This is a genomic window from Clostridium estertheticum, from assembly GCF_018861295.1.
In the GTDB taxonomy this organism is placed as follows: domain Bacteria; phylum Bacillota; class Clostridia; order Clostridiales; family Clostridiaceae; genus Clostridium_AD; species Clostridium_AD estertheticum_D.
On record NZ_JAHLDM010000008.1, the window covers coordinates 151642 to 172667 of the forward strand.

The 21026-nt window shown below is 32.0% G+C and carries 18 protein-coding genes and 2 pseudogenes; 11 read left to right on the forward strand and 9 right to left on the reverse strand.

Annotated elements, in window-relative coordinates:
* Positions 1 to 33 precede the first annotated feature (33 nt).
* The 9 genes and pseudogenes from KPL54_RS10430 to KPL54_RS10470 all read right to left on the reverse strand — a co-directional run.
* Positions 34 to 2763: a molybdopterin-dependent aldehyde oxidoreductase gene (locus tag KPL54_RS10430; protein ID WP_216106513.1), complete on the reverse strand. Its 2730-nt coding sequence runs from the start codon at positions 2761 to 2763 to the stop codon at positions 34 to 36.
* 68 nt (positions 2764 to 2831) lie between these two features.
* Positions 2832 to 3854: a molybdopterin-binding protein gene (locus tag KPL54_RS10435; protein ID WP_216106514.1), complete on the reverse strand. Its 1023-nt coding sequence runs from the start codon at positions 3852 to 3854 to the stop codon at positions 2832 to 2834.
* A gap of 288 nt (positions 3855 to 4142) precedes the next feature.
* On the reverse strand, positions 4143 to 5417 hold the full coding sequence (gene larA / locus KPL54_RS10440; protein WP_216106515.1) for a nickel-dependent lactate racemase: 1275 nt from the start codon (positions 5415 to 5417) through the stop codon (positions 4143 to 4145).
* A 12-nt stretch (positions 5418 to 5429) separates the two neighbouring features.
* Entirely contained in the window at positions 5430 to 6953 is a 1524-nt protein-coding gene (locus KPL54_RS10445) for an L-lactate permease (RefSeq protein WP_216106516.1), read from the reverse strand.
* A gap of 160 nt (positions 6954 to 7113) precedes the next feature.
* Positions 7114 to 8256, reverse strand: coding sequence for an acyl-CoA dehydrogenase (locus KPL54_RS10450; RefSeq protein ID WP_216106517.1), 1143 nt, complete (start codon positions 8254 to 8256; stop codon positions 7114 to 7116).
* Between the two features lie 51 nt (positions 8257 to 8307).
* The gene (locus KPL54_RS10455; RefSeq protein WP_216106518.1) at positions 8308 to 9741 is read right to left on the reverse strand and encodes an FAD-binding oxidoreductase; all 1434 of its coding nucleotides are present in this window, start codon (positions 9739 to 9741) and stop codon (positions 8308 to 8310) included.
* A gap of 230 nt (positions 9742 to 9971) precedes the next feature.
* Positions 9972 to 10910 (reverse strand): electron transfer flavoprotein subunit alpha/FixB family protein, encoded by a 939-nt coding sequence (locus tag KPL54_RS10460; RefSeq protein ID WP_216106519.1) that lies wholly within the window; start codon positions 10908 to 10910, stop codon positions 9972 to 9974.
* A 20-nt stretch (positions 10911 to 10930) separates the two neighbouring features.
* The gene (locus tag KPL54_RS10465; protein ID WP_216106520.1) at positions 10931 to 11716 is read right to left on the reverse strand and encodes an electron transfer flavoprotein subunit beta/FixA family protein; all 786 of its coding nucleotides are present in this window, start codon (positions 11714 to 11716) and stop codon (positions 10931 to 10933) included.
* 365 nt (positions 11717 to 12081) lie between these two features.
* A pseudogene (locus tag KPL54_RS10470) lies at positions 12082 to 12276 on the reverse strand (FAD-linked oxidase C-terminal domain-containing protein); the annotation flags it as partial.
* 690 nt (positions 12277 to 12966) lie between these two features.
* On the opposite strand from KPL54_RS10470, the gene KPL54_RS10475 reads away from it, so the two are divergent.
* From KPL54_RS10475 to KPL54_RS10515, 11 genes and pseudogenes are all read left to right on the forward strand, one after another.
* Positions 12967 to 13611, forward strand: coding sequence for a transposase (locus KPL54_RS10475; RefSeq protein ID WP_375372986.1), 645 nt, complete (start codon positions 12967 to 12969; stop codon positions 13609 to 13611).
* Between the two features lie 582 nt (positions 13612 to 14193).
* Positions 14194 to 14625: a hypothetical protein gene (locus tag KPL54_RS10480; RefSeq protein WP_216106521.1), complete on the forward strand. Its 432-nt coding sequence runs from the start codon at positions 14194 to 14196 to the stop codon at positions 14623 to 14625.
* 526 nt (positions 14626 to 15151) lie between these two features.
* A complete protein-coding gene (locus tag KPL54_RS26485) occupies positions 15152 to 15235 on the forward strand; it encodes a hypothetical protein (protein WP_441294309.1) in 84 nt (27 codons plus the stop codon).
* Positions 15207 to 15815: pseudogene (locus KPL54_RS10485) on the forward strand (class I SAM-dependent methyltransferase); the annotation flags it as partial. The gene KPL54_RS26485 and the pseudogene KPL54_RS10485, both read left to right, overlap by 29 nt.
* A gap of 27 nt (positions 15816 to 15842) precedes the next feature.
* The gene (locus tag KPL54_RS10490; protein WP_216106522.1) at positions 15843 to 16187 is read left to right on the forward strand and encodes a CidA/LrgA family protein; all 345 of its coding nucleotides are present in this window, start codon (positions 15843 to 15845) and stop codon (positions 16185 to 16187) included.
* 1 nt (position 16188) lies between these two features.
* The gene (locus KPL54_RS10495; RefSeq protein ID WP_216106523.1) at positions 16189 to 16893 is read left to right on the forward strand and encodes an LrgB family protein; all 705 of its coding nucleotides are present in this window, start codon (positions 16189 to 16191) and stop codon (positions 16891 to 16893) included.
* A gap of 83 nt (positions 16894 to 16976) precedes the next feature.
* Entirely contained in the window at positions 16977 to 17546 is a 570-nt protein-coding gene (locus KPL54_RS10500) for a hypothetical protein (protein ID WP_216106524.1), read from the forward strand.
* A gap of 566 nt (positions 17547 to 18112) precedes the next feature.
* Entirely contained in the window at positions 18113 to 18754 is a 642-nt protein-coding gene (locus tag KPL54_RS26060; RefSeq protein ID WP_309245380.1) for a transposase, read from the forward strand.
* Between the two features lie 280 nt (positions 18755 to 19034).
* The gene (locus tag KPL54_RS26490; protein WP_268038148.1) at positions 19035 to 19166 is read left to right on the forward strand and encodes a hypothetical protein; all 132 of its coding nucleotides are present in this window, start codon (positions 19035 to 19037) and stop codon (positions 19164 to 19166) included.
* A gap of 23 nt (positions 19167 to 19189) precedes the next feature.
* Positions 19190 to 19534: a transposase gene (locus KPL54_RS10510; RefSeq protein WP_268038706.1), complete on the forward strand. Its 345-nt coding sequence runs from the start codon at positions 19190 to 19192 to the stop codon at positions 19532 to 19534.
* 63 nt (positions 19535 to 19597) lie between these two features.
* Positions 19598 to 20737, forward strand: coding sequence for a sugar diacid recognition domain-containing protein (locus tag KPL54_RS10515; protein WP_216106525.1), 1140 nt, complete (start codon positions 19598 to 19600; stop codon positions 20735 to 20737).
* Positions 20738 to 21026: the final 289 nt, after the last annotated feature.

Sequence of the window (21026 nt, forward strand, 5' to 3'; positions counted from 1 at the left end):
TATTTCACTTTAGGTTCCACTAATAAACAATAATTATTTATTTAATTTTTTAATTCCAGCAAGAACTTTTTCTGGATAAGCTGGAAGGTGTGTTATTCTAACTCCACAAGCATTATATATTGCACTTATGATTGCTGAATGAGGAGATGATAACGGCATTTCACCGGCACCTGCTGCTCCATAAGGTCCAAGTGGTCTTGGAGTCTCAAGATATAATAATGTTATATCATCAGTTACATCTTTAATCTGAGGAATTCCACAACCAGTAAGTGTTGTATGCTTTTTAAGATCTTCGAAATCCTCATATAATGCAAGACCAATACCTTGAACAAGTCCTCCAAGTATCTGACCATCAACTACAAGTTTATTTATAATAGTTCCTACATCTGAAATACATGTTAATTTATCAACATGAGTTTTCCCAGTAGTCATATCTACTTCTACTTCTGCGAGTAAAACTCCATACATATAAACTGGGAATGGGTCGCCTTGTCCTGTTTCAACATCACATGCAGTACATGGTGCAGTCCATTTTCCATCATATCTTGTTGGTTTTCCCTCTGCAATCTGTTCATCATAATCTCTGTATGTTCCATCATCTTTCTTAAGTCCTTCAAGTAAATTTTCACAAGCAACTCTAGTAGCATTTCCAGTAAGAACATTAGAACGACTTCCACCTGCCGGACCACTATTAGGTGTAAAGTTCATATCATTTAATATAAGTTTGATATCTTCTGGTTCATAACCAGCTTTTCTTAATGTTTCATGTGCCATGGTAAGTGTACCCATATCTGCTCCTTGACCATGATCTTCCCATGAGTTAGCAACAGTTACACCCTTTTTAGTTATCTCCACCCATGCCTCTGATGAATCTGCTCCATCAAGCCCACAACTATACATAAGAACTGATATAGCAGAACCATATTTCTTATCTACACTATTTTTATTTTTTTCTTTATCATTTTCCTTGGCTTTAACGTAATATGGTCTGATTTTATCTAACAATTGTGGAATCACATATACATCAAGTTTACAACCGTTTGGAGTTACCTCCCCTTCTCTTAGTGCATTATCATATCTAAGTTCAAGTGGATCTACATCCATCTTGATTGCGAGCTCATCCATCATTTGTTCTGATGCAAATAAAGCTTGTGGTGAACCAAACCCTCTAAAAGCTGCACCCCAACCATGATTTGTAGCAACAGTTCGACCTTCTCCACGAATATTGTCTATTTTGTAACCGGCACCGATAAATTGAGATCCTCTTGTTGTAACAAGGTCACCAAATTCACAATAAGGACCGTGATCACAAGACCAATCTGTTTCTAGCGCTTGTAGTTTTCCAAATTTATCTGCACCTAATTTTACATGCATCCAGAATGGTGATCTCTTTCCAGTATAAGTTATTTGTTGATACATATTAAATTCTAAATATACTGGCTTTCCTGTATCCATTGCAGCAACAGCAAGTAAAGCTTCAATTGTAGGACTAAATTTATAACCAAAAGTTCCACCTGTTGGATTTTGTACAATCATTACCTTATCTAATGGAAGTCCAATACCCTCAGCAATCATAAGAGCATGGAAATGTAATGCAATACTCTTTGAATGAATTATTAACTTGCCTTCTTCATCGAAATAAGCAAATCCTACATCTGGCTCTATTGGAAGATGTGGTTGTCTTCCTACATATAAATCATCTTCGACAACATATGGTAGACTTTCCATAAGTGGTGCAGTTTCTTCGCCCTTAACAACCTTTGTTTCAAAATATATATTTGGTGTCCCTGGATGAATTTCTATAGCATCTTCTGCCATAGCAGCTGGTGCACTCATATATGCTGGTAATTCTTCGATTTCAACAATAACTTTTTTAGCGGCGTCTTCTGCATGAGTAGGTGTATCTGCTAGTACCATTGCAATTGCATCACCAAATTGAAAAATTTTCTTGTCATTTAAAATTGGTCTTTCAAGTCCATCACCTTTATTTGATGGGAAGGCTAAACCATTAATTCTGTTTGTTCCCTTTACATCCTTATAAGTTAAAACTCTATATACTCCAGGCATAGTTTCAGCCTCAGTAGTATCAATAGATATAATATTTGCATGAGAAACCGTAGCTTGAACAAGTTTTATATGGAGAGTATCCTCTGGAAGCGTTAATCCAAGATCAGCTCCAAATTCCCAAGTTCCTGTTACTTTTGCACAAGCAGAAGGTCTTACTGTCTCAGTACCTACTAAACTTGCACCTTCTGGAAGTTTTAGCCACAATTGTTTCCTTGTGACCTCTCCACGCATAAGCTTTGCAGCTTCCATTACTGCATCTACGAGTGGAATATATCCTGTACATCTACAAACATTTCTACTTTTCTGAAACCAAGCTCTTACTTCTTCTCTTGTAGGATTATTATTTTGATCTAAAAGTGCCTTTGCACTTACAATAAAACCAGGAGTACAAAATCCGCATTGTGCCGCACCATGTATCATCCATGCAAATTGAATATCATGCAAATCATCCTGTGATCCGATTCCTTCAATTGTTGTTATTTCAGCTTCATCTGGTACCCTTTTCATTCTAACTATACATGATCTTACAACTTTACCATCTAATATTACATTACATGCGCCACACTCACCTTTTCCACAACCTACTTTGGTACCTGTAAGAAATAACTGTTTTCTTAAAACATCAGCGAGTGAAATTTCTGGACTAACTATGACTGTTCTTTTAAGACCATTAATATTCAGTATTTTTTTTAACATTTTAACTCCCCTTTTCTTTCTTTATTTAAAAAGGTGCAACCTTCATTTATAAAGGCTCATCCCATTTATTAACATTTACCAAAACTGCAAGTTGGAAAATCACACACTTCACAATTAACACATAACCCACCATGACCTAGTTTTGTAATATCTCCCCTTTTTATTATTTCACCAGCTAAAATCTTAGGAAGTATAAGATCAAATACAGTTTGTTTATTGTACATAACACATCCTGGAAGTCCAAGAACAGGTATATCACCCATGTATGCCATTAAAAACATGGCTCCCGGAAGTACAGGTGCTCCATAAGATATAACCTTTGCTCCAGCTTTCCTTATTCCTGCAGGCGTAACATCATCAGGATCTACTGACATACCTCCAGTAACAACAACCATGTCAACACCTAGTGTAAGTAATTCATTTATAGCATCGGCAATCATACTCTCACTGTCTGTTACAATGATTTGTTTGATAACTTGACTTCCAATGTCATTAATTTTATTTTTAATGACAGGTCCAAATTTATCTGATATTCTACCACTATAAACTTCACTACCTGTGGTCACAATGCCCACCTTCATATTTTTTAATGGCACTACCCAAATAATAGGTCCTTCTTCTTTACAAATATTCTCGATTTGTTCAATTTTAGAATCTTCAATAAAAAGAGGTATTATTCTTGTACCTGCAATCACACTCCCTTCATCTACCACAATATCAGTATGTAAAGTTGCTACCATTGCCTCATCTATCATATTAATTTTTTCTAAAGCTTCAATATTTATTTTAAGTAAGCCTTTACACTCGGCCACCAATTTGACTTTACCTTCTGATGGCTTCGTGAAAACTATTCCCTTCCCAGCTGCCGCTCTTGCCATTCTTTCTCCAGCTTCATTTTCATGAATCATTCCTTCTTGCATTTCCCAAACATAAATATTCTTTTTCCCAATATCTAGCATTTTAGGTATGTCTTCCTCAGATATTACATGTCCTTTTTTAAATGCCACACCATGAAACTCTCCTGGGACAATTTTTGTTAAATCATGGCATAATACCATTCCTAATGCTTCTTCAACCGGAACAATTTTCATTTAAATCCCTCCCTCATCTCTAACACTTTTGTTAATATCTCTTAAGTTAAATTTTAAGCATAAAATTGTAAAATTGCAAGGATATTTTAAAATTTTATTCGAATTTTGTCGTTATTAATTTCACATTGTTCTTCCTTTAATTTATACCTATGGAATATTAATACATATACTATTATAACAACAAAAAAATAATAAAACTAGATACTAGTCACTTTTTTTTAGTGTCTAATATCTAGTTTACAGTTCATAATACAAGAATCATCTCTTCTTTTGCTACTATTTTTATATTTATCTTACTATTACTGAAACACCATCTGGTATTACAGATATGCTAGCATCTTCACCCTTTATCTTAAGGGCTCTTTCAAGTGCTTCTTCAAATGTAAACGCATGCTGCATATGCATTTTTTTTATCATCTGTGGGTCACACATATCTGAAACTAGGATTACGGTGAATTTATCTAATATCCGTGCAAGAATTTGGAATTCCCATTGATCTGGCGCAGTATCATTTCTTCCAACTTTAATCACCCTATCAAGAACTTCACGTGGGCAACTAGCATTTGCTATATTGTCATAAAAAGACTGGCCACCATGTCCATCATTACAAGCAGATACCATAATTATAACTCCGTTTTCCTTGCAAGTTGCTTCAGCTGCTGTCATACCTTTTACAGATTGATATATATTTTGATCTAGTGGGTATCCTCCATTAGTTGATATTGCAATATCTGCTTTAACAGCTTTCACAGATGCAAGTTCCATTACAAATTTACATCCAGCTGTATGTGCAAGTTCACTATCTCCTGCAAATGCATTTATAACATTTTTCTCGCTGTCAATAACAACATTTAATATAAATGCTAGCTTAGCTTTTTTAGCAGCGTATAACATATCCTTATGAATTGGATTATTTAAAAGAACTCCAGAACGTGCATACTCACTTGCTATAAATTCAGAGCAATGATTTGCCATAACTGTCTTTGCTGATGCCACTCCAGGAAGAACGCTTTTTCGTCCCCCTGAAAAACCTGCAAAAAAGTGTGGTTCTATAAATCCTTCTGAAATTAAAAGTTCAGCTTCCATTGCTAATTTATTAAGCAATAGCTCTCCACCTGAGGGGAGAATTCCAACGCTAACCATATTGCTATAATCCTCAGATACATGATTTATTATAACTTCATTATCTACAATTTCCTGTCCAAATTTATTAATCATTTCATCCCTTGTTGTAGGTCTATGAAAACCAGTAGCAATTAATATTGTTATATCAATTTTAGGGTTAGCTGATCTTATTCTCCTAAGTAATATTGGAAGTGTTACTTTACTAGGAACTGGTCTTGTATGATCACTAGTTATTAATACTAAGTTTTTTTTACCTTTAACTAATTCTTCTAATTTTACACTTCCAATAGGATTATCTAATGCCTTATTTACAATGTCCTCCTGAGTGCTTTCTACTTTGTAATCATGTGCTTTTGATTCTAGTATTGCCACCAAATTTTTGTCTGGTATTTCAACTTCCAAAAAACGTTTTGAATATGGTATTTTCACTTTAGTCATTTTTATTCCTCCCTACATTGTAAAGAATTTTGATCCAAAGTACACAATCAACCCTAAAATTAATACATATACTAAACAGAATTTTAAAGTTGCCTTTAATATCTTACCTTCCGCTCCTACAATCCCAGTAGCGGCCGTTGCAACTGCAATACTTTGAGGCGAAATCATTTTACCTGCTGTCGCGCCACCAGTATTCGCTGCTGCTAACCAATAAGGACTCATATGAAGATTTCTTGCAACCTCAACTTGAAGTGGCCCAAATAGTACGTTAGCCGAGGTATCACTACCAGTTACAAATGTTCCAAGAGCTCCTATTACCGGTGCAAATAATGGATAAAATCCTCCGGTTGCTGCAACTAGTACCACAGCAATAGATGTTATCATTCCACTATAACTCATTACCTTTGCTAGAGAAACTATAGCAAGTATTGTAATTGCAGTTTTAGACATTTGCTTGCAAGTATCCGTGAATACCTTTACTATTTCCTTAGACTTAGCTCCCTGAATAAGTCCCCCTATAAATGTTGCAATAATTATAAGTGTCCCAGGATTTGCAATCCATGTAAAAGTACTGATTTTTGCATGTGGACCAGTATATATTTGTATTGAAGTTTTTATAGCTGATAATGGTTTATTTATTGCTGGAACTAAAGTACTTGTTATTAATATAAAAGCTAATATTAATATAAATGGCACCCAAGCTAATAAAGCCCTTTTTACAGGTATATTAACTGCATCTTTAGCTGCAGTTTTTTTATAGAATATTTTAGCTATCGTAACTGTTACAATAATACATATTATTGATCCAATTAGTGCTGGAAGTTCAGCTCCAAGATATTTTGCTACTAAAAGTTCTGGCACTGCAAAAGCTAGACCTGATGCAATAGAAATAACCACGACTCCTTTTATCGCCTTCACACTCTTACCTGTAAGCATTACGAGTATCAATGGTAAAATTACAATTAACGCAAATAATTGAATTCCAACGGCATAACTTAAAGTAACTGGATCAATTGATGCAACCTTTGCAAGAGTTGTTACAGGTAGTCCTATTGCTCCAAAAGCTGTTGGCGTTGTATTTGCAATAAGACATATTATCGCTGCAAATATCGGATCAAACCCAAGTGCGGCTAAGATACTTGCAGGTATTGCAACTGCTGTACCAAAACCTGCAATTGCCTCGAGAAATCCACCAAAACCCCAAGCAACAATTAAAACTAGTATTCTTCTATCAGTTGTTATTCCTGTCATCATGTCCTTTATTACATCCATACTTTTGGTATGAATAGAAAGATTATAGGTAAACACCGCTGCTATTATTACGACAATTATTGGCCAAATTGCCATTGATGCACCCTCAACTGTTGCTGTAAGTGCCTGACCTATTGGCATTTTCCAAACGATAATCGCAAGTGCTATTGTAATTGCAAGCGTAATTGAACAAGTTTTATGTCCTGGCATTTTTAAAACACCAAGAGATACCATTAGCCATACAATAGGAATAAGTGCTATAAAAAATAATAAATACATATTCATTTTTTATTATCTCCTCTACTTAGTAAGATTAGATACAGTAGTGAAATCGACTACATCTTGATATTATATATCGCCAACATCTACAAAAGACATTGACGATATTATTCACTTTATTCACAAACTTTTTTTCATCTGTTTTTTATTTAATTTTAGTTATATATTATTTAACACCCATCCATCCAGAAATGACCATCATTTGAACTTCTGATGTTCCTTCATAAATTTCTGTTATTTTTGCATCACGCATCATTCTTTCAATTGGATAATCACTTGAATATCCATATCCACCAAATAACTGTAAACAACGTCTTGTTACATCACTTGCATTTCTAGAAGCAACTAATTTTGCCATAGCAGCGAAATGTGTAAATCTTTCATGATTATCCTTTGCACATGCAGCTTGATATACTAAAAGTTTTGAAGCTTCTGTATTTGCACGCATTTGAGCAAGTTCAAATTGTGTATTTTGGAATTTTGAAATAGTACGTCCAAATTGAACACGTTCATTAACATATTTTATAGTTTCTTCTATTGCACCTTCTGCAATACCAAGAGCTTGCGCTGCAACACCAATACGGCCTCCATCAAGAGTTGCCATTGCAAGACTAAATCCCTTACCCTCTACTCCTAAAAGATTTTCCTTTGGAACTATGCAATTATCAAAGAATAATTCACATGTAGAAGACCCTCTAATTCCCATCTTTAATTCATGAGTTCCAACAGTAAAACCAGGGAAATCTTTTTCAACTATAAATGCTGTAATACCCTTTGTTCCCTTACTCTTATCTGTCATAGCTAAAATAATATATATATCTGCAAATCCTGCATTAGTAATAAAGATCTTGCTGCCATTTAATACATAATGGTCTCCTTCGAGTACTGCTGTTGTCTTTTGGAGTGATGCATCAGTTCCGGCAGAAGGTTCTGTTAATCCGAATGCACCTAATTTTTCACCTGAGGCAAGCGGTTTTAAATATTTCTGTTTTTGCTCCTCTGTACCATATGTGTAAATCGGTGTTGCACAAAGACTTGTATGTGCTGAAACAATAACACCTGTTGTTGCACAAACTTTAGATAATTCTTCTACACATTGTACATAACTTAATGTATCCATTCCAGCTCCACCGTATTCTTCAGGAAATGGAATTCCTAGTAGACCCATTTCAGCCATTTTGGGTATATTTTCTGCTGGGAAGCGCATATTTTCATCAATTTCTTTTGCGATTGGTTTTACCTCTTTCTCTGCAAATTCGCGATACATTTCTTGTAATTGTTGGTTATTTTCATCTTGTATAAAATTCATATCAATTACCTACCTTTCTTTTTTTTATTTGTGTTTGTCAATTATGTTTTATTAGTTGACACCGTCTATTGGAGAGCATACTTTACCTGGATTCATAATAGAATTCGGATCAAAAGTCTTTTTAATACCTTTCATTAATTCCATATTTACTTTTCCAACGCACTCTTCTAAATAGGTGATCTTTCCACTACCTATTCCATGTTCTCCTGAAACAAGTCCGCCACAATCTATTGCTTCTTTATAAATAATATCAAAGAATTTCTCAACTCTTATTTTAAATTCTGCTTCATCTAAATCATTACTACATTGGTATATGTGAAGATTTCCATCGCCTGCATGTCCAAAACTCTTAATAGTTAATCCACACTCTTCGCCAACCTTATTTGCAAAAGCAAGATAAGAAGCAATTTTGTTTATTGGAACTACCACATCACATTCATCTAATAATTTTGTTTCTGCAAGAATTGCATCTAAGAAACTAGAACGTGCAGCCCATGCATCTTTAATTTTTGAAGGTGTATCAGCTACAAGAACATCAATTGCTCCTGCTTCTAATACTATTTCACTTGCTTGTTCAATAAGATCATTTAATTCATCTTCACTACTTGCATCTAAAGTAACAAGTAAATAAGCATTTGCAGTTACCCCATTAATTACTTGAGGGAATACACTCTTTCCAATATATCTTTCACTACATAAAACAATTTCTCTTTCCATAAATTCCAATGCTTGTGGATTCATGTGTTCCATTTTAAATTTAGGAACAGCAGAAATACAATCATCTAGATTTTCAAAAGGAATAATTAAACTTGCAACTTCCTTTGGTGCTACAATTGTTTTCAAAGTAAGTTCTGTAATAATTCCAAGAGTACCTTCTGAACCAATCATTAAATTCAAAAGGCTGTAACCTGAACTTGTTTTTGATACTGTAGCTCCAAACTTAGTAATTTCTCCTGTTGGTAGAACAACTGTCATTGCGCGTACGTAATCACGTGTTGCGCCATATTTAACAGCTCTCATTCCACCAGCATTTGTTGCAACGTTTCCGCCTAAACAAGCGAGTTTTTCACCGGGATCTGGAGCATAAAGTAATCCTTGTTTTGCACAATCCTCTGCAAGATCCTTGAGAAGTACTCCTGCCTCTACATGAACAACAAAATTTTCTAAGTCATAAGAAAGTATTTTATTCATCTTTGTAAGATCAATCAAAACTCCTCCGAGTAGTGGAACTGCTCCTCCTGCAAGTCCTGTTCCTGCTCCTCTTGGAGTTACTGGTATCTTATTTTCATTACATATTTTCACTACTGCAGCAACTTCCTCTGTAGAGTGCGCAATAAATACAACTTGCGGAGCTTTTTTCCCATATATAGGCATTTCATCATGGGAATAATCTTCATTTATATCGTCACCAGTTAAAATATGTCCTGGAGCTGCCTCCTGTAATTGTAAGATTAATTCTTCTGTCAATTGATTATACTTAGCCATAATAATCCTTCCTTTCTAAACTTTTTCTTACTAGCTATTATTTATTGGTACTATGGTATGACCACTTTATTTAAGTTTATCACAATGTCTAAGACAATTCAATCATTTATACAAATTTTAAGTAAACATTTACATCGTAGATGTCAAAATAAAGATACACCATGCTTACACAGCTTTACCAAATGATAAAGCTGTTTCTTCTTTCATTGATAACATAAGCAATAAACTCCTTATTTTGCTTTTACTTTTTTCATTTCTTCAATCATAATTGGAAGAATTTCATTTACATTTCCAATAATACTTATATCTGCTATTTCAAAAATTGGAGCTTCCTCATCTTTATTAATTGCCACAATATACTTAGCACCTGTCATTCCAGATGTATGTTGTGTTGCTCCAGAAAGACCGCATGCAATATAAAGTTTTGGTGCTACAATCTTTCCCGATTGTCCAACTTGGTGTGTACGACAAATCCATCCATCTTCTATTGCTGGTCTTGTTGCACCTACTTCACCACCAAGCACACGTGCTAATTCTTCAACAAGTTTAAAATTTTCTACATTTCCCAATCCACGCCCACCAGAAACAATAACCTCTGCTTCTTCTAAATTAACAGTTTCACAAACGTCTTTTACTGTATCAACGATTTTTGCCTTAACAGCACTCGCTGGAATTTCTATTTCCTTCTCTGTAACCCCTGCATTTGAAACAGTCTCTGGCTTTGAAAAAGTTCCATTTCTAACTATAACTACAGCTGTGCCATCTACTTCAATGTGTTCTAAAATTGTACCACCATAAGCCGGCCTTGTGTATATAACTTTACCATCAGTTTTATCCATTCCTATTACATCACTTACAAATCCTAAGTCCATACGTCCTGCAATGCGTGGTGCAATATCTTTAGCAATTGCTGTATTTGCAAGTAGAAGAATATCTGGGTTTTGCTGCTTAACAATTTGTGATAATACTTCTGTCAAAGTATCACAGTCTGTAGCCGTTTCTGCAAAAATAACTGGAATTCCAAAAGTTGCTACTGTATCTGCCGCAGCCTTGTTACCTACTATAATAACTGTTCCTTCTGCATCTAATGCTTTTACTGCACTAATCAATTCAAGACTTCCGCCTAATACTTTTTCTCCATCTGTTTCAATAAACAATAATGCTTTCATAATTTCGTTTTCCCCCTTAATTAGATTGTTTTATCTTTTTTCATTTGCTCAATAGCAGCACTTACTGCTAGCGACGCATCTTTCTCTTGGATCTTGATACCAGCCTCTTTCTTAGGAGGCTGCACATATTCAATACAACGTACTTTGGCTTGTTTTACCTCTCCAATTTCTGCTGCGCAATAAATTGGAATGATTGCCTTACGACTTGCCATCTTAGTTCTAATACTAGGATAACGTGGATCATAATTGGGTTTGCTTACTGTTACTACAGCTGGAGATCCTACAGAAACTATATTATATCCTTCTTCAGTTTCTTGATGAACTTCCAAGCCACCCTCTTTCAAATTGATTTCAATTGCGCTACTAACAAAGCTTGTGTCCAATTTTTCAGCAAGTATGGCTCCTACCTGACCAGTAATTTCATCTGTGGATTCCTTTCCACAAAGAATTAAATCAAATTTTTCACCTTTGTCTTTTTCAATTTTATGAATAGCATCTGCCAAAACATGAGCTGTGGAATTAGCGTCTAAATCTGCATATAAATCATCTTTTACAGAAAATGCTTCCTTAGCTCCTACAGAAAGACAATTTTTTAATGTATTTAAAGAATCATCTGCTCCAACAGTTAATACACTAACATTTCCTCCATTAGCTTCTGTAAAACGAACCGCTAACTCTAATGCATATGTGTCAAATGCATTTGCTACCAAACTGACTCCATTTAAATTAGGTTTTTTCGTCTTATTATCCAAATGGATTTCAATAGAATCATCTGGAACTTGTTTTACACATAAAATAATATTCATACTTTCCCTCTCCTTTACACTTTTACTTTATTAAATCGTTTTCTTGATAGAACAATTGTATATTTAAATTTTTTATAAAGAACCATTTTATGAAAATTGTTTTGATTAATTTTTATAGAAATATTGTTTGGTGGTAGTATGGTACTACCACTTTATTTAATTTTATCACAATATTTAAAACAACTCAATGATTTATACAATTTTCTTTATTTCATAATTGGAGCATAACGATCTAACCCTGCTATACTAACCACGATTGGTTCAATTGATTTTCTTACTTCTTCGGAGCAGCCAGCATACAAGTGAATAAATTCAATATAAGATATCGCCAATATCTACAAAAGACATTGACGATATGCCATACTTTATTCACAAACTTTTCCTGGGTTTAATATATTTTTAGGATCAAATGCCAATTTTATATTTTTCATAAGTCCTACATACACAGGTCCTAATTGTTCTAACATATATGCTTTTTTTGCAAATCCAATACCAGGTTCTCCGGATACTAACCCTTTGAGTTCTCTTGATTTACTATACATCGCTTCAAATGCTTCTTTTCTCTCATCTGTATCCGTTATAAATACATCAAGAGCACCTTGCTCTAGGCAAATATTAGCTACACCTTCATAGGCTTTTTCTATTTCTTCTATTAATTGTTAAGTAGTTAACGATCTTTATCTTTTTTAAGTTAAAGTTGAAGGTAACAATGCTTATTTCACTCACCTCTGCTTTAAATAAACGTAAATATTTTTAACTAACTACTAAATTTTTGATAATAATTTCGCACTGTCATCGTTATTATTTATTCCTAACACAAAAATATTTTCATACTCATCTTATATAAAAAATATCAGTATAATCAAACCTTACTTCACCCATTATGTGCACATACACAAAATCAGCATTTTATATTTGTGCAATTGGATATTGATTATCATCTGCAAAAATATAATAATAGACTTATATTATTAAACGATCTTCTTATTTTTACTGAGTAACTATAATTAATGATATAGTGATTTGATTGTAATGATTAATAACATGTATCTCTTTTATATTTAAGAAAATAGGTAAAATAAAAGATATTACTTAGTGATCGCTCTTATAATGTTTGAGGAGCATTCCTGTTATTAATTAAAATGAACTTTTAAAAAAAGAGTACCTACTGATAAAATACAGCAGCGGGCTTTAAAACATTTCAGGAATGGTTAAAATTAGTTGCAAAAGAAAATAAAAAAAACAACATAATTGTAGGATTACAACCTACAGGTCATTACTGGTTCACATTTGGAAACTTTCTAAAGGAACTGGGGATTAAACTTGTTCTTGTTAACCCATTTCATGTTAAAAGAAGTAAAGAGTTAGATGATAACTCTCAGACAAAAAATGACCTTAAAGATCCAAAAACAATTGCAAAGCTTGTTATTGAAGGTCGGTATTCTCTGCCTTGCATTCCGGAAGAAATATATAGCGCGTTAAGAATAGCAATGGGAATGAGAGAAAGTCTTACTAAAAATTTAAGTATAATTAAAAATAAAGTAGATCACTGGTTAGACAAATACTTTCCTGAATTTGAGGTATTAGCTTTTCAGGTGCCTGGCGTCAAGGAGATGGTATCAATGAAAGGGGTAGGAATCATGACCGCCGCTGGATTCATTGCTGAAGTTAGTGACATAAAGAGATTTACACATCCAAGCCAAATTCCGAAACTTGCAGGTTTAAACCTAATTGAGAATAGTTCGGGTAAACATAAAGATAAAACAAGTATAAGTAACCGAGTTAGAGCTAGGCTTAGAGCACTTTTATTCCGTGTAATAATGCCATTAGTATCTAAAAATAAAGAGTTTAAAATGTTACATGAATATTATACAAATAGAAAAGTAATCCATTAAAGAAAAAGCAGTCATTAATTTTGCTATGTTGCAAGCTTATAAGAATATTTTTCACTATAATAACTAAAAGAGTTGAATATGATCCACAAAAATTAATGAAGGATACAGGATTTAACCTACAACTCAAAGTAGCCTAAGTTAGTTATCCACAAGACATTTCTATTTAGCAATATTTAAAATAATCCACAGCATGTCTACAGCTGATTTTTAAGCCAATAATTGTGGAAAACTTATAAAAGGTTCTCATTTTTAAATAGATCTTTGAAAAAAGAAACTGGGATTAGTCAGGTTTAAATTACACCATAAGGGCATAGACCCGGTCGAGGAGCACATACTGACATCTGCCTCTTGGATAGACTGAACAAAGGAATTTAGGACATAGATCCTTTGAGACATGGAAGGGTAGTTACCAGAGATAATGCGGAGATCCATCGTATCCATAATTTAACAAAAATTATAGTTCTCTTTAAGTCACCTATCTCTGCCCATATAAATGCAAAAATTCAATATATACCAAGAAGGTTTGTTTTTGAAATGATGAAATTCTAAGAATGAGTGAGATATAGAGAGGAAGGTTTTATTTTGATATTAAGTAAATCTAGTGTCACAAATATAAGAAATGAAATTGAGGTAGTTACTTTTCAAAGCAAATTATATTATCGGTATGAAATTGTTAAATACTTTGAATATTATTTAACAAAAAAATACAAACAAAATTATGTTACCAATGTCTGTCTTAAAAACGTAAATCAATACATTGATTGGTATTCTTTAAACAATATAAATAACTATTTCATATTAAGTAAAGATAATTATAATAAATATGGACTTTATCTCCAGAATTCAAAAGGGTATAAAAAAAGTACTATATTAAGTAAAATAGTATCCTTACGTAAATTAAATGAATTTTTAATAAAGTTCAATCAACAAAATGGTAATAAAGACTTTCCTAATCATCTAAAAAGAAATAATAATCAGTATAATTATTTAACGGAGTCATATATAAGGCTATGATAAATGAAAAATCGTTAATTTTGTATATATGCACATTAGTGTTTTTTTACAGCATATTTCTTTATAATTTTAAAGGAAGTGCAATTAATGTTAAAGGTATAAATATTTGAAAATACTATCATTAATATATTTATTTTGATCAATATTATTGCAACATCGTCTATATGTAACATTCAATACTGCCCTTCTCTCATGATGTTATAATAATTCTTAATGTGTTGGTTATAAAAATAGATATCCTATATAAATAAAATTATCGGTGTGCATATATACAAATTTAGTGATTAATGTTTGTGCAATTAGATATTGATTGTAATATAAAAAAACATGATAATAGATTTATATTGTTAATCAATTTTCTTGTTTTTACTGTGAAAATCAACATATACCAATTTGTATAAATACATAAATTACTACATATAAAATTTCAACAACAGTAAATAACTTAGATTACTGTTTAATATTAATTAAGGAGTGATAAATTTTGGTTTGTGATAAATTATTTTATAAGACTATATTTAAAAGCATGTTTACCGATCCATTTGAAATTAAGTTTTGGGACGGAATTGTAGATAAGTTCGGTGAAGGCTACTGGAATTACCATAAGTGAAGAGCAGTTTGAAAAGGCTACTGAAAGAATAAAATTAGAGGGATTAGAAAATTTGGTTGAAGTTAAGCTTCAGGATTACAGAGAAATAAAGAATGTAAGTTTTGATAGAATTGTTAGTGTAGGAATGCTCGAACACGTAGGACTAGAAAGTTTATCTGAATATTTTCATATAGTAAATGACTTATTAAATGATAAAGGCCTTTCTTTACTTCATTGCATAACAGCAGTAAATGAAGGTGGTAATAATACATGGATATATAAATATATTTTTCCAGGTGGACATGTGCCTGCAATTAAAAATATTATCACCGATATAGCAGGTCTAGAACTTGAATTAATTGACGTAGAAAGCCTTAGGAGACATTATGGAAAAACATTAGAACACTGGGCTGAAAATTTTGAAAGTGCCCTACCTATAGTAGAAAAGACTAAAGATGAAACATTTATAAGAATGTGGAGGTTATACTTAAATTCCTGTGCTGCATCATTCAATTGCGGTAATATCAATCTTCATCAGATATTATTTGCTAAAGGAGTAAATAATGATTTGCCTTTGACAAGAGACTACATGACTAAATAGGCAAAATTTTAACGAGTAGGTGAAAAAATGAAATACTTACGGCAATTAATGATTATTTTAATTCCATATATTGTTGGAACGGTATTACAGATAACATTACATTTGCCAATTCCAGGAGCGGTTATAGGACTTATTTTACTGTTTTTAGGGCTACAAATAGGAATAGTTAAATTCGAAATGATAGAAGAGCTTTGCGAGTTTCTTTTATCAAATATGTCCTTTTTCTTTATTCCTGCTGGAGTAGGTTTAATGACAGCCTTCGGTGTATTAAAAGGGAAATGGATATCATTTATTATTATAGTTGTTTTATCCACATGTTTGGTTTGGATTGTAACAGCTTTTGTAGTTAAAACTTTAAGGAAGGGACGTTAAAATGAATGATTTAATTACTTCACCGGTTTTTGGTGTAATAACATCTCTCATTGCTTATGAAATTGGAATTTACATAAAGAGCAAGGGAAGACTTTCAATATTTAATCCATTATTAATAGCAATTATAATATTAATATTTTTTCTTGAAAAATTCCATATCCCATATGCAGACTATAATAATGGTGGTCAAATAATTTCATTTTTCCTATTTCCTGCCACGATAGCATTAGCTTTGCCAATGTATAAGAAATTTGCTTTATTTAAAGAAAATGCTGTTTCTATACTTATAGGAATTTTTAGTGGAGCCATTTCGGGTTTTATATGTGTAGTATTTCTTTCAAAATTATTTGGATTAACTAATGTGCTTACAGAATCTTTAATACCAAAATCAATAACAACACCTATAGGGATCGCACTGTCTAAGCAGTTAGGTGGACTTTCGTCAATTACAGTTGTAGCTATTATAATGACAGGGATTATAGGATCTGTTGTTGGACCATTTTTGCATAAAATCTTCAAAATTAAAGATAAAGTTGCTTTAGGCATTGCTATGGGAGCATCCGCTCACGCATTAGGAACAGCGAGGTCTATGGAAATAGGGGAAATTGAAGGTGCAATGAGTGGCCTAACTATGGCTATTTCAGGAGTTGTCGCTGTTCTTTTATATCCCCTTTTATGGAAGATAGTTCTTGAAATATTTAAATAGTTTCTTGAAATATACTATGAATATTACAACGTTAAATCAATTCTATAAATGTAATGTATGTTGATTTAGGAGGTATTATAATTATGAAAAAAGATGAGCGTAAAGGGCCACTAAACAAATTATTTAATTCAATAGACAATTTTTTGTCTGATGAGAAAGAGCAGACATTAAGAAGTAAGTTGGGAAAAGAAATACGTGAATGCATTTTTACAGAAGATATAGTTGAAAAACTTTATAAAAATGATTTTACAGGTTTAGTTGATGATGAAGAAGAAATAGTAGTGCTTTATTCTATGATATTTCCAGTTTTCGTAGAGAAAGATAATGTTATATTTAGGTTGTATAAGCATAAAATTGAAGTTGATTTGTCGGATGAAATGAGCGATAGATACATTTACATATTTTCAGACGGGAGACTTACATCAGGATTGTTTCAGTGCTTTAAGCTTTATGATGATGAATATATTTATGGAGTAAAAAAAATAATAAATATGATTCCGGGTTTTAAGAACACTGTGACGGAGGCTCTAGTGAATTTAAATAATAATGGAGATTTCAATAAAGAAGAAATAGGAAATTTAAATGGTAAAGAAATAACAGCAAAAAATAATTACAATGAATTAATAGACTGCTTAAATAGATTTAAGCACTGACAATAATTTACAGGAGGTTGTTTTAGGAACTCTTAATTATTTTGTAGTAGCTGATGGATATAAAAATTTATATCCATCAGCTATGTTTTTTTGCTAGTGAATATAAAATTTTTGTTTAACGACTTCAGATCTGCGAGAGATGATTTAATCAGTAAAGAAACATAATATGCAATTAACCAGACAAGATAGATAACTACAAAATAAGATTATGTTTGTGAAATAAAACTAATTAGCTATATCCGTCTTAAAAAGATTAAGTTATAATAAATCCTATGTAACGCCATTTTAAAATAGTATACGCTGTATGTTATTTCATTTATATATAGTATGATTATCCCACAAAAGCTTGTAATTACTTCCAAACATAGCGCTTATGATATAATAATACCAAAATGACCACTTTAAGGAGGATTACTATGTTTTGCAAAAATAACACGCAACAAACTACATTTTTAGATCCCGTAGCCCAAATGCCCAAATATCTTTAAAATATTTTAAAGAATTGCTGGGCGCAGTCCTTTAGAGATTATGTTTTTCCTCAAATAAATGAGGAGCGTTTTTCTGTAATTTATAGTACTAATAATGCATCAAGACCCAACACACCTATAAATATCATTATTGCTTTACTTATGATAAAAGAAATATTTCAGCAGACTGATGAAGAACTTATTGGTTCTCTTCACTTTGATATAAGGTATCAATATGCTCTTTATACTACAGCTTATGAGAAACAGCCCGTTTCTATAAATACCTTAACAAATTTTAGAAATAGGGTTATTGAATATGAACAATCTTCATGGATTGATTTAATTAAACTTGAAGTAGAAGCGCTAGCTTCCGCTGCTGCAAAATATCTTTGCATTAATAACAAAAAAGTTAGGGTAGATTCTTTAATGGTTAGTTCTTCATGTAAAAAACTTAGCAGGATTGAATTAGTTTATTCTGTAAACTATAGGCTTATTAAAGACCTTAATGAATATAATAGTTCCCTTATTCCGGAGGAATGTTTAACATATCTTGAGAAAGGCAATAAAAATGAAACTATATACAGAACTCAAGATTTAAAAGCTACTTCTAAGTTATTAATTTTACTAAGGCATTCAAAACTGCTTTATGATGCTTGTTCAAAGTTAGATTCAATTATAACCGATAGCGAAAATTATCAACTTTTAGTTATAATGCTTAAGGATCAAACAACTATGGATTGAAATAATAAATTAACACCTAAGGGTGGTAAAGAGATATCTTCAACAAGCCTTCAAAATCCTACGGATCCAGATGATGCATATAGATTTAAGTATGCTGGAAATACTGGTTATGTTGCAAATATTGTTGAAACTTTTAATGATGATACAAGCATTATAACTAATTATGATCTTAAGCCTAATATATACAGCGATTCTAAATTTTCAGATGATGTTATAAAAGCTATTTCTGAAAAGAAAAAATCTGATGAAAAGATTCAGATGATTACAGCTGGTGCTTACTATGAACAAGCAAAATATTGAGTTAATACCCGGTGAACTAGTTGGAAGAAAACCATCCACAGATAAACTAGATTACAGTAAATTTGCTGTAGATAAAGGGAAAAATGTCCTCTTAAGAATGAATGCCCAATAAAGTCACAAAAGAAATTTAATACTATCAGCGTTAGCGAGAAAAGACGTAACAATGGTCTTCAAAGAGAAAAAATGTCTCAATCAGAATATATCGAGCTTATTAATAAAAGAGCGGGTGTTGAGGGTATACCATCAGTACTAAGGCGAAGATATAAAATTGACAATATTCCTATCCGTGGGCTACTTCGCTCAAAATTATGGGTAGGATTTAAAATTGCAGCATATAATTTTAAAAGGTTGCTAGTTAACATTCTCAAAAACACGGCTGACGCCTTAATTAAATTTTTTATTGCTATTTTTCTACTATTTTACAATATATTCAAGTGTAACAAGTTAAAATTTGGAATAATTCAGTATCCTAACGGATAAAACATAAGTTTTTGTGGTCCAATCATAGTATCTATTTTTATAACTTAATAGGAGATGTAATTAATGGAATTCTTAAGTACAGAATTAGCTAGAATTATTATTGAACGGACTATGAATGTTGTTAATTATAATATTATTATAACCAACACATTAGGAATTATTATAGCTTCAGGAGATAAGGAACGAATTGGAGATATACACGAGGGAGCAAAAATAGCGCTTAAAACAAAATTAGAATTTAAGGTTAGTGAACATCTAAGTAAAAAATTAAATGGTGTATATTCAGGAACCAACTTAATTATTGAGTTTCAAAATAACGTTATTGGGGTAATCGGTATTGCAGGGAAACCTAAAGATGTTTTAGGTTATAGTAAATTAATTAAAATGACGGCAGAAATGATGATAGAGCAAGAACATGCACTGAGGGAATTAGAAAGTAACAAGAAAATGAAGCAAGAGGTTATGCTAGCACTTATATCTAATAAACAAGATACGCTTCTCTTATTAGATAAATATATTAAAAGATTTGAAATCCCATACAATGATCCTATGCTTATTTTTATAATTGAAGTTAATTTTAAAGATAATCCAGACAACATTGATTCAAATGTATTAAATACAATAATAAACCTATTAGAAGTAACATTTATGGAATCACTAGCAGCCATAATTAATTCGGAAACCATTGTAGTATTACATAAATGCGTGCATATTAATAATGAAATTGAAGATTATAGTGAAAAACTAAAAGAAATTAATGAGAAAATATGTAACCAATTAGGCATTGTTGTAAAAATATCCACTGGAAAAACATATGAAAAGTTAACTGACATGTATAAATCTTTTAATATAGCTAAAGACACACTTATATTTGGAAAAAAGATATATCCTAATGATAATATTTATACTTTTAATTCACTAAAGTGTGAGATGTTGTTTTCTCAAAATAGTGAAGAATGGAAAATTAACGAATTAGAAGACACGTACAAACTAATATCATTAAATGATAAAGATGGGGTGTTAAGAGAAACCTTAAAAGTTTTAATAGAAGAAAATGGGGAGCTTAATAATGTATCCAGTAGGCTATTTATTCATAGAAACACTATTAGATACCGATTAAATAATATTTATAATATAACAAATAGAAATCCTAGAAACTACATTGACCTATTTTGGCTTTATAGTTCAATGCTTAACTTTTAACGACATTTCAGAAGGAAATGATTTAACTGAAACAAATTTGAATTTAAATAAAAAAGAATGTTTCTTCAAATGATTTTTTAATAATCTAAAGGGAGCATATCAGTTGATATGCTCCCCTTAGTTTATTTTAAATACTATTTTTCACTAGCAAGTTTTTTGTATCCTGCTAATCTTTCTTTAGCATCATTTTCTGTTTTGACAAATAATTCTTCTGCAACTTCTGGGAAACTTTTTGCAAGTGAAGAATATCTTACTTCGCCCATTAGGTAATCTCTAAATGAAGTAGTTG

What these genes read in the sequence shown, in the direction of transcription:
- KPL54_RS10515 (WP_216106525.1), top strand. Translation starts at nt 19,598, where the DNA reads ATGGAATTCTTAAGTACAGAATTAGCTAGAATTATTATTGAACGGACT.
- KPL54_RS10495 (WP_216106523.1), top strand. Translation starts at nt 16,189, where the DNA reads ATGAATGATTTAATTACTTCACCGGTTTTTGGTGTAATAACATCTCTC.
- KPL54_RS10500 (WP_216106524.1), top strand. Translation starts at nt 16,977, where the DNA reads ATGAAAAAAGATGAGCGTAAAGGGCCACTAAACAAATTATTTAATTCA.
- KPL54_RS10445 (WP_216106516.1), bottom strand. Translation starts at nt 6,953, where the DNA reads ATGAATATGTATTTATTATTTTTTATAGCACTTATTCCTATTGTATGG.
- KPL54_RS10490 (WP_216106522.1), top strand. Translation starts at nt 15,843, where the DNA reads ATGAAATACTTACGGCAATTAATGATTATTTTAATTCCATATATTGTT.
- KPL54_RS10430 (WP_216106513.1), bottom strand. Translation starts at nt 2,763, where the DNA reads ATGTTAAAAAAAATACTGAATATTAATGGTCTTAAAAGAACAGTCATA.
- KPL54_RS10450 (WP_216106517.1), bottom strand. Translation starts at nt 8,256, where the DNA reads ATGAATTTTATACAAGATGAAAATAACCAACAATTACAAGAAATGTAT.
- KPL54_RS26490 (WP_268038148.1), top strand. Translation starts at nt 19,035, where the DNA reads ATGAACAAGCAAAATATTGAGTTAATACCCGGTGAACTAGTTGGAAGA.
- larA (WP_216106515.1), bottom strand. Translation starts at nt 5,417, where the DNA reads ATGACTAAAGTGAAAATACCATATTCAAAACGTTTTTTGGAAGTTGAA.
- KPL54_RS10465 (WP_216106520.1), bottom strand. Translation starts at nt 11,716, where the DNA reads ATGAATATTATTTTATGTGTAAAACAAGTTCCAGATGATTCTATTGAA.
- KPL54_RS10460 (WP_216106519.1), bottom strand. Translation starts at nt 10,910, where the DNA reads ATGAAAGCATTATTGTTTATTGAAACAGATGGAGAAAAAGTATTAGGC.
- KPL54_RS26485 (WP_441294309.1), top strand. Translation starts at nt 15,152, where the DNA reads ATGTTTACCGATCCATTTGAAATTAAGTTTTGGGACGGAATTGTAGAT.
- KPL54_RS10455 (WP_216106518.1), bottom strand. Translation starts at nt 9,741, where the DNA reads ATGGCTAAGTATAATCAATTGACAGAAGAATTAATCTTACAATTACAG.
- KPL54_RS10435 (WP_216106514.1), bottom strand. Translation starts at nt 3,854, where the DNA reads ATGAAAATTGTTCCGGTTGAAGAAGCATTAGGAATGGTATTATGCCAT.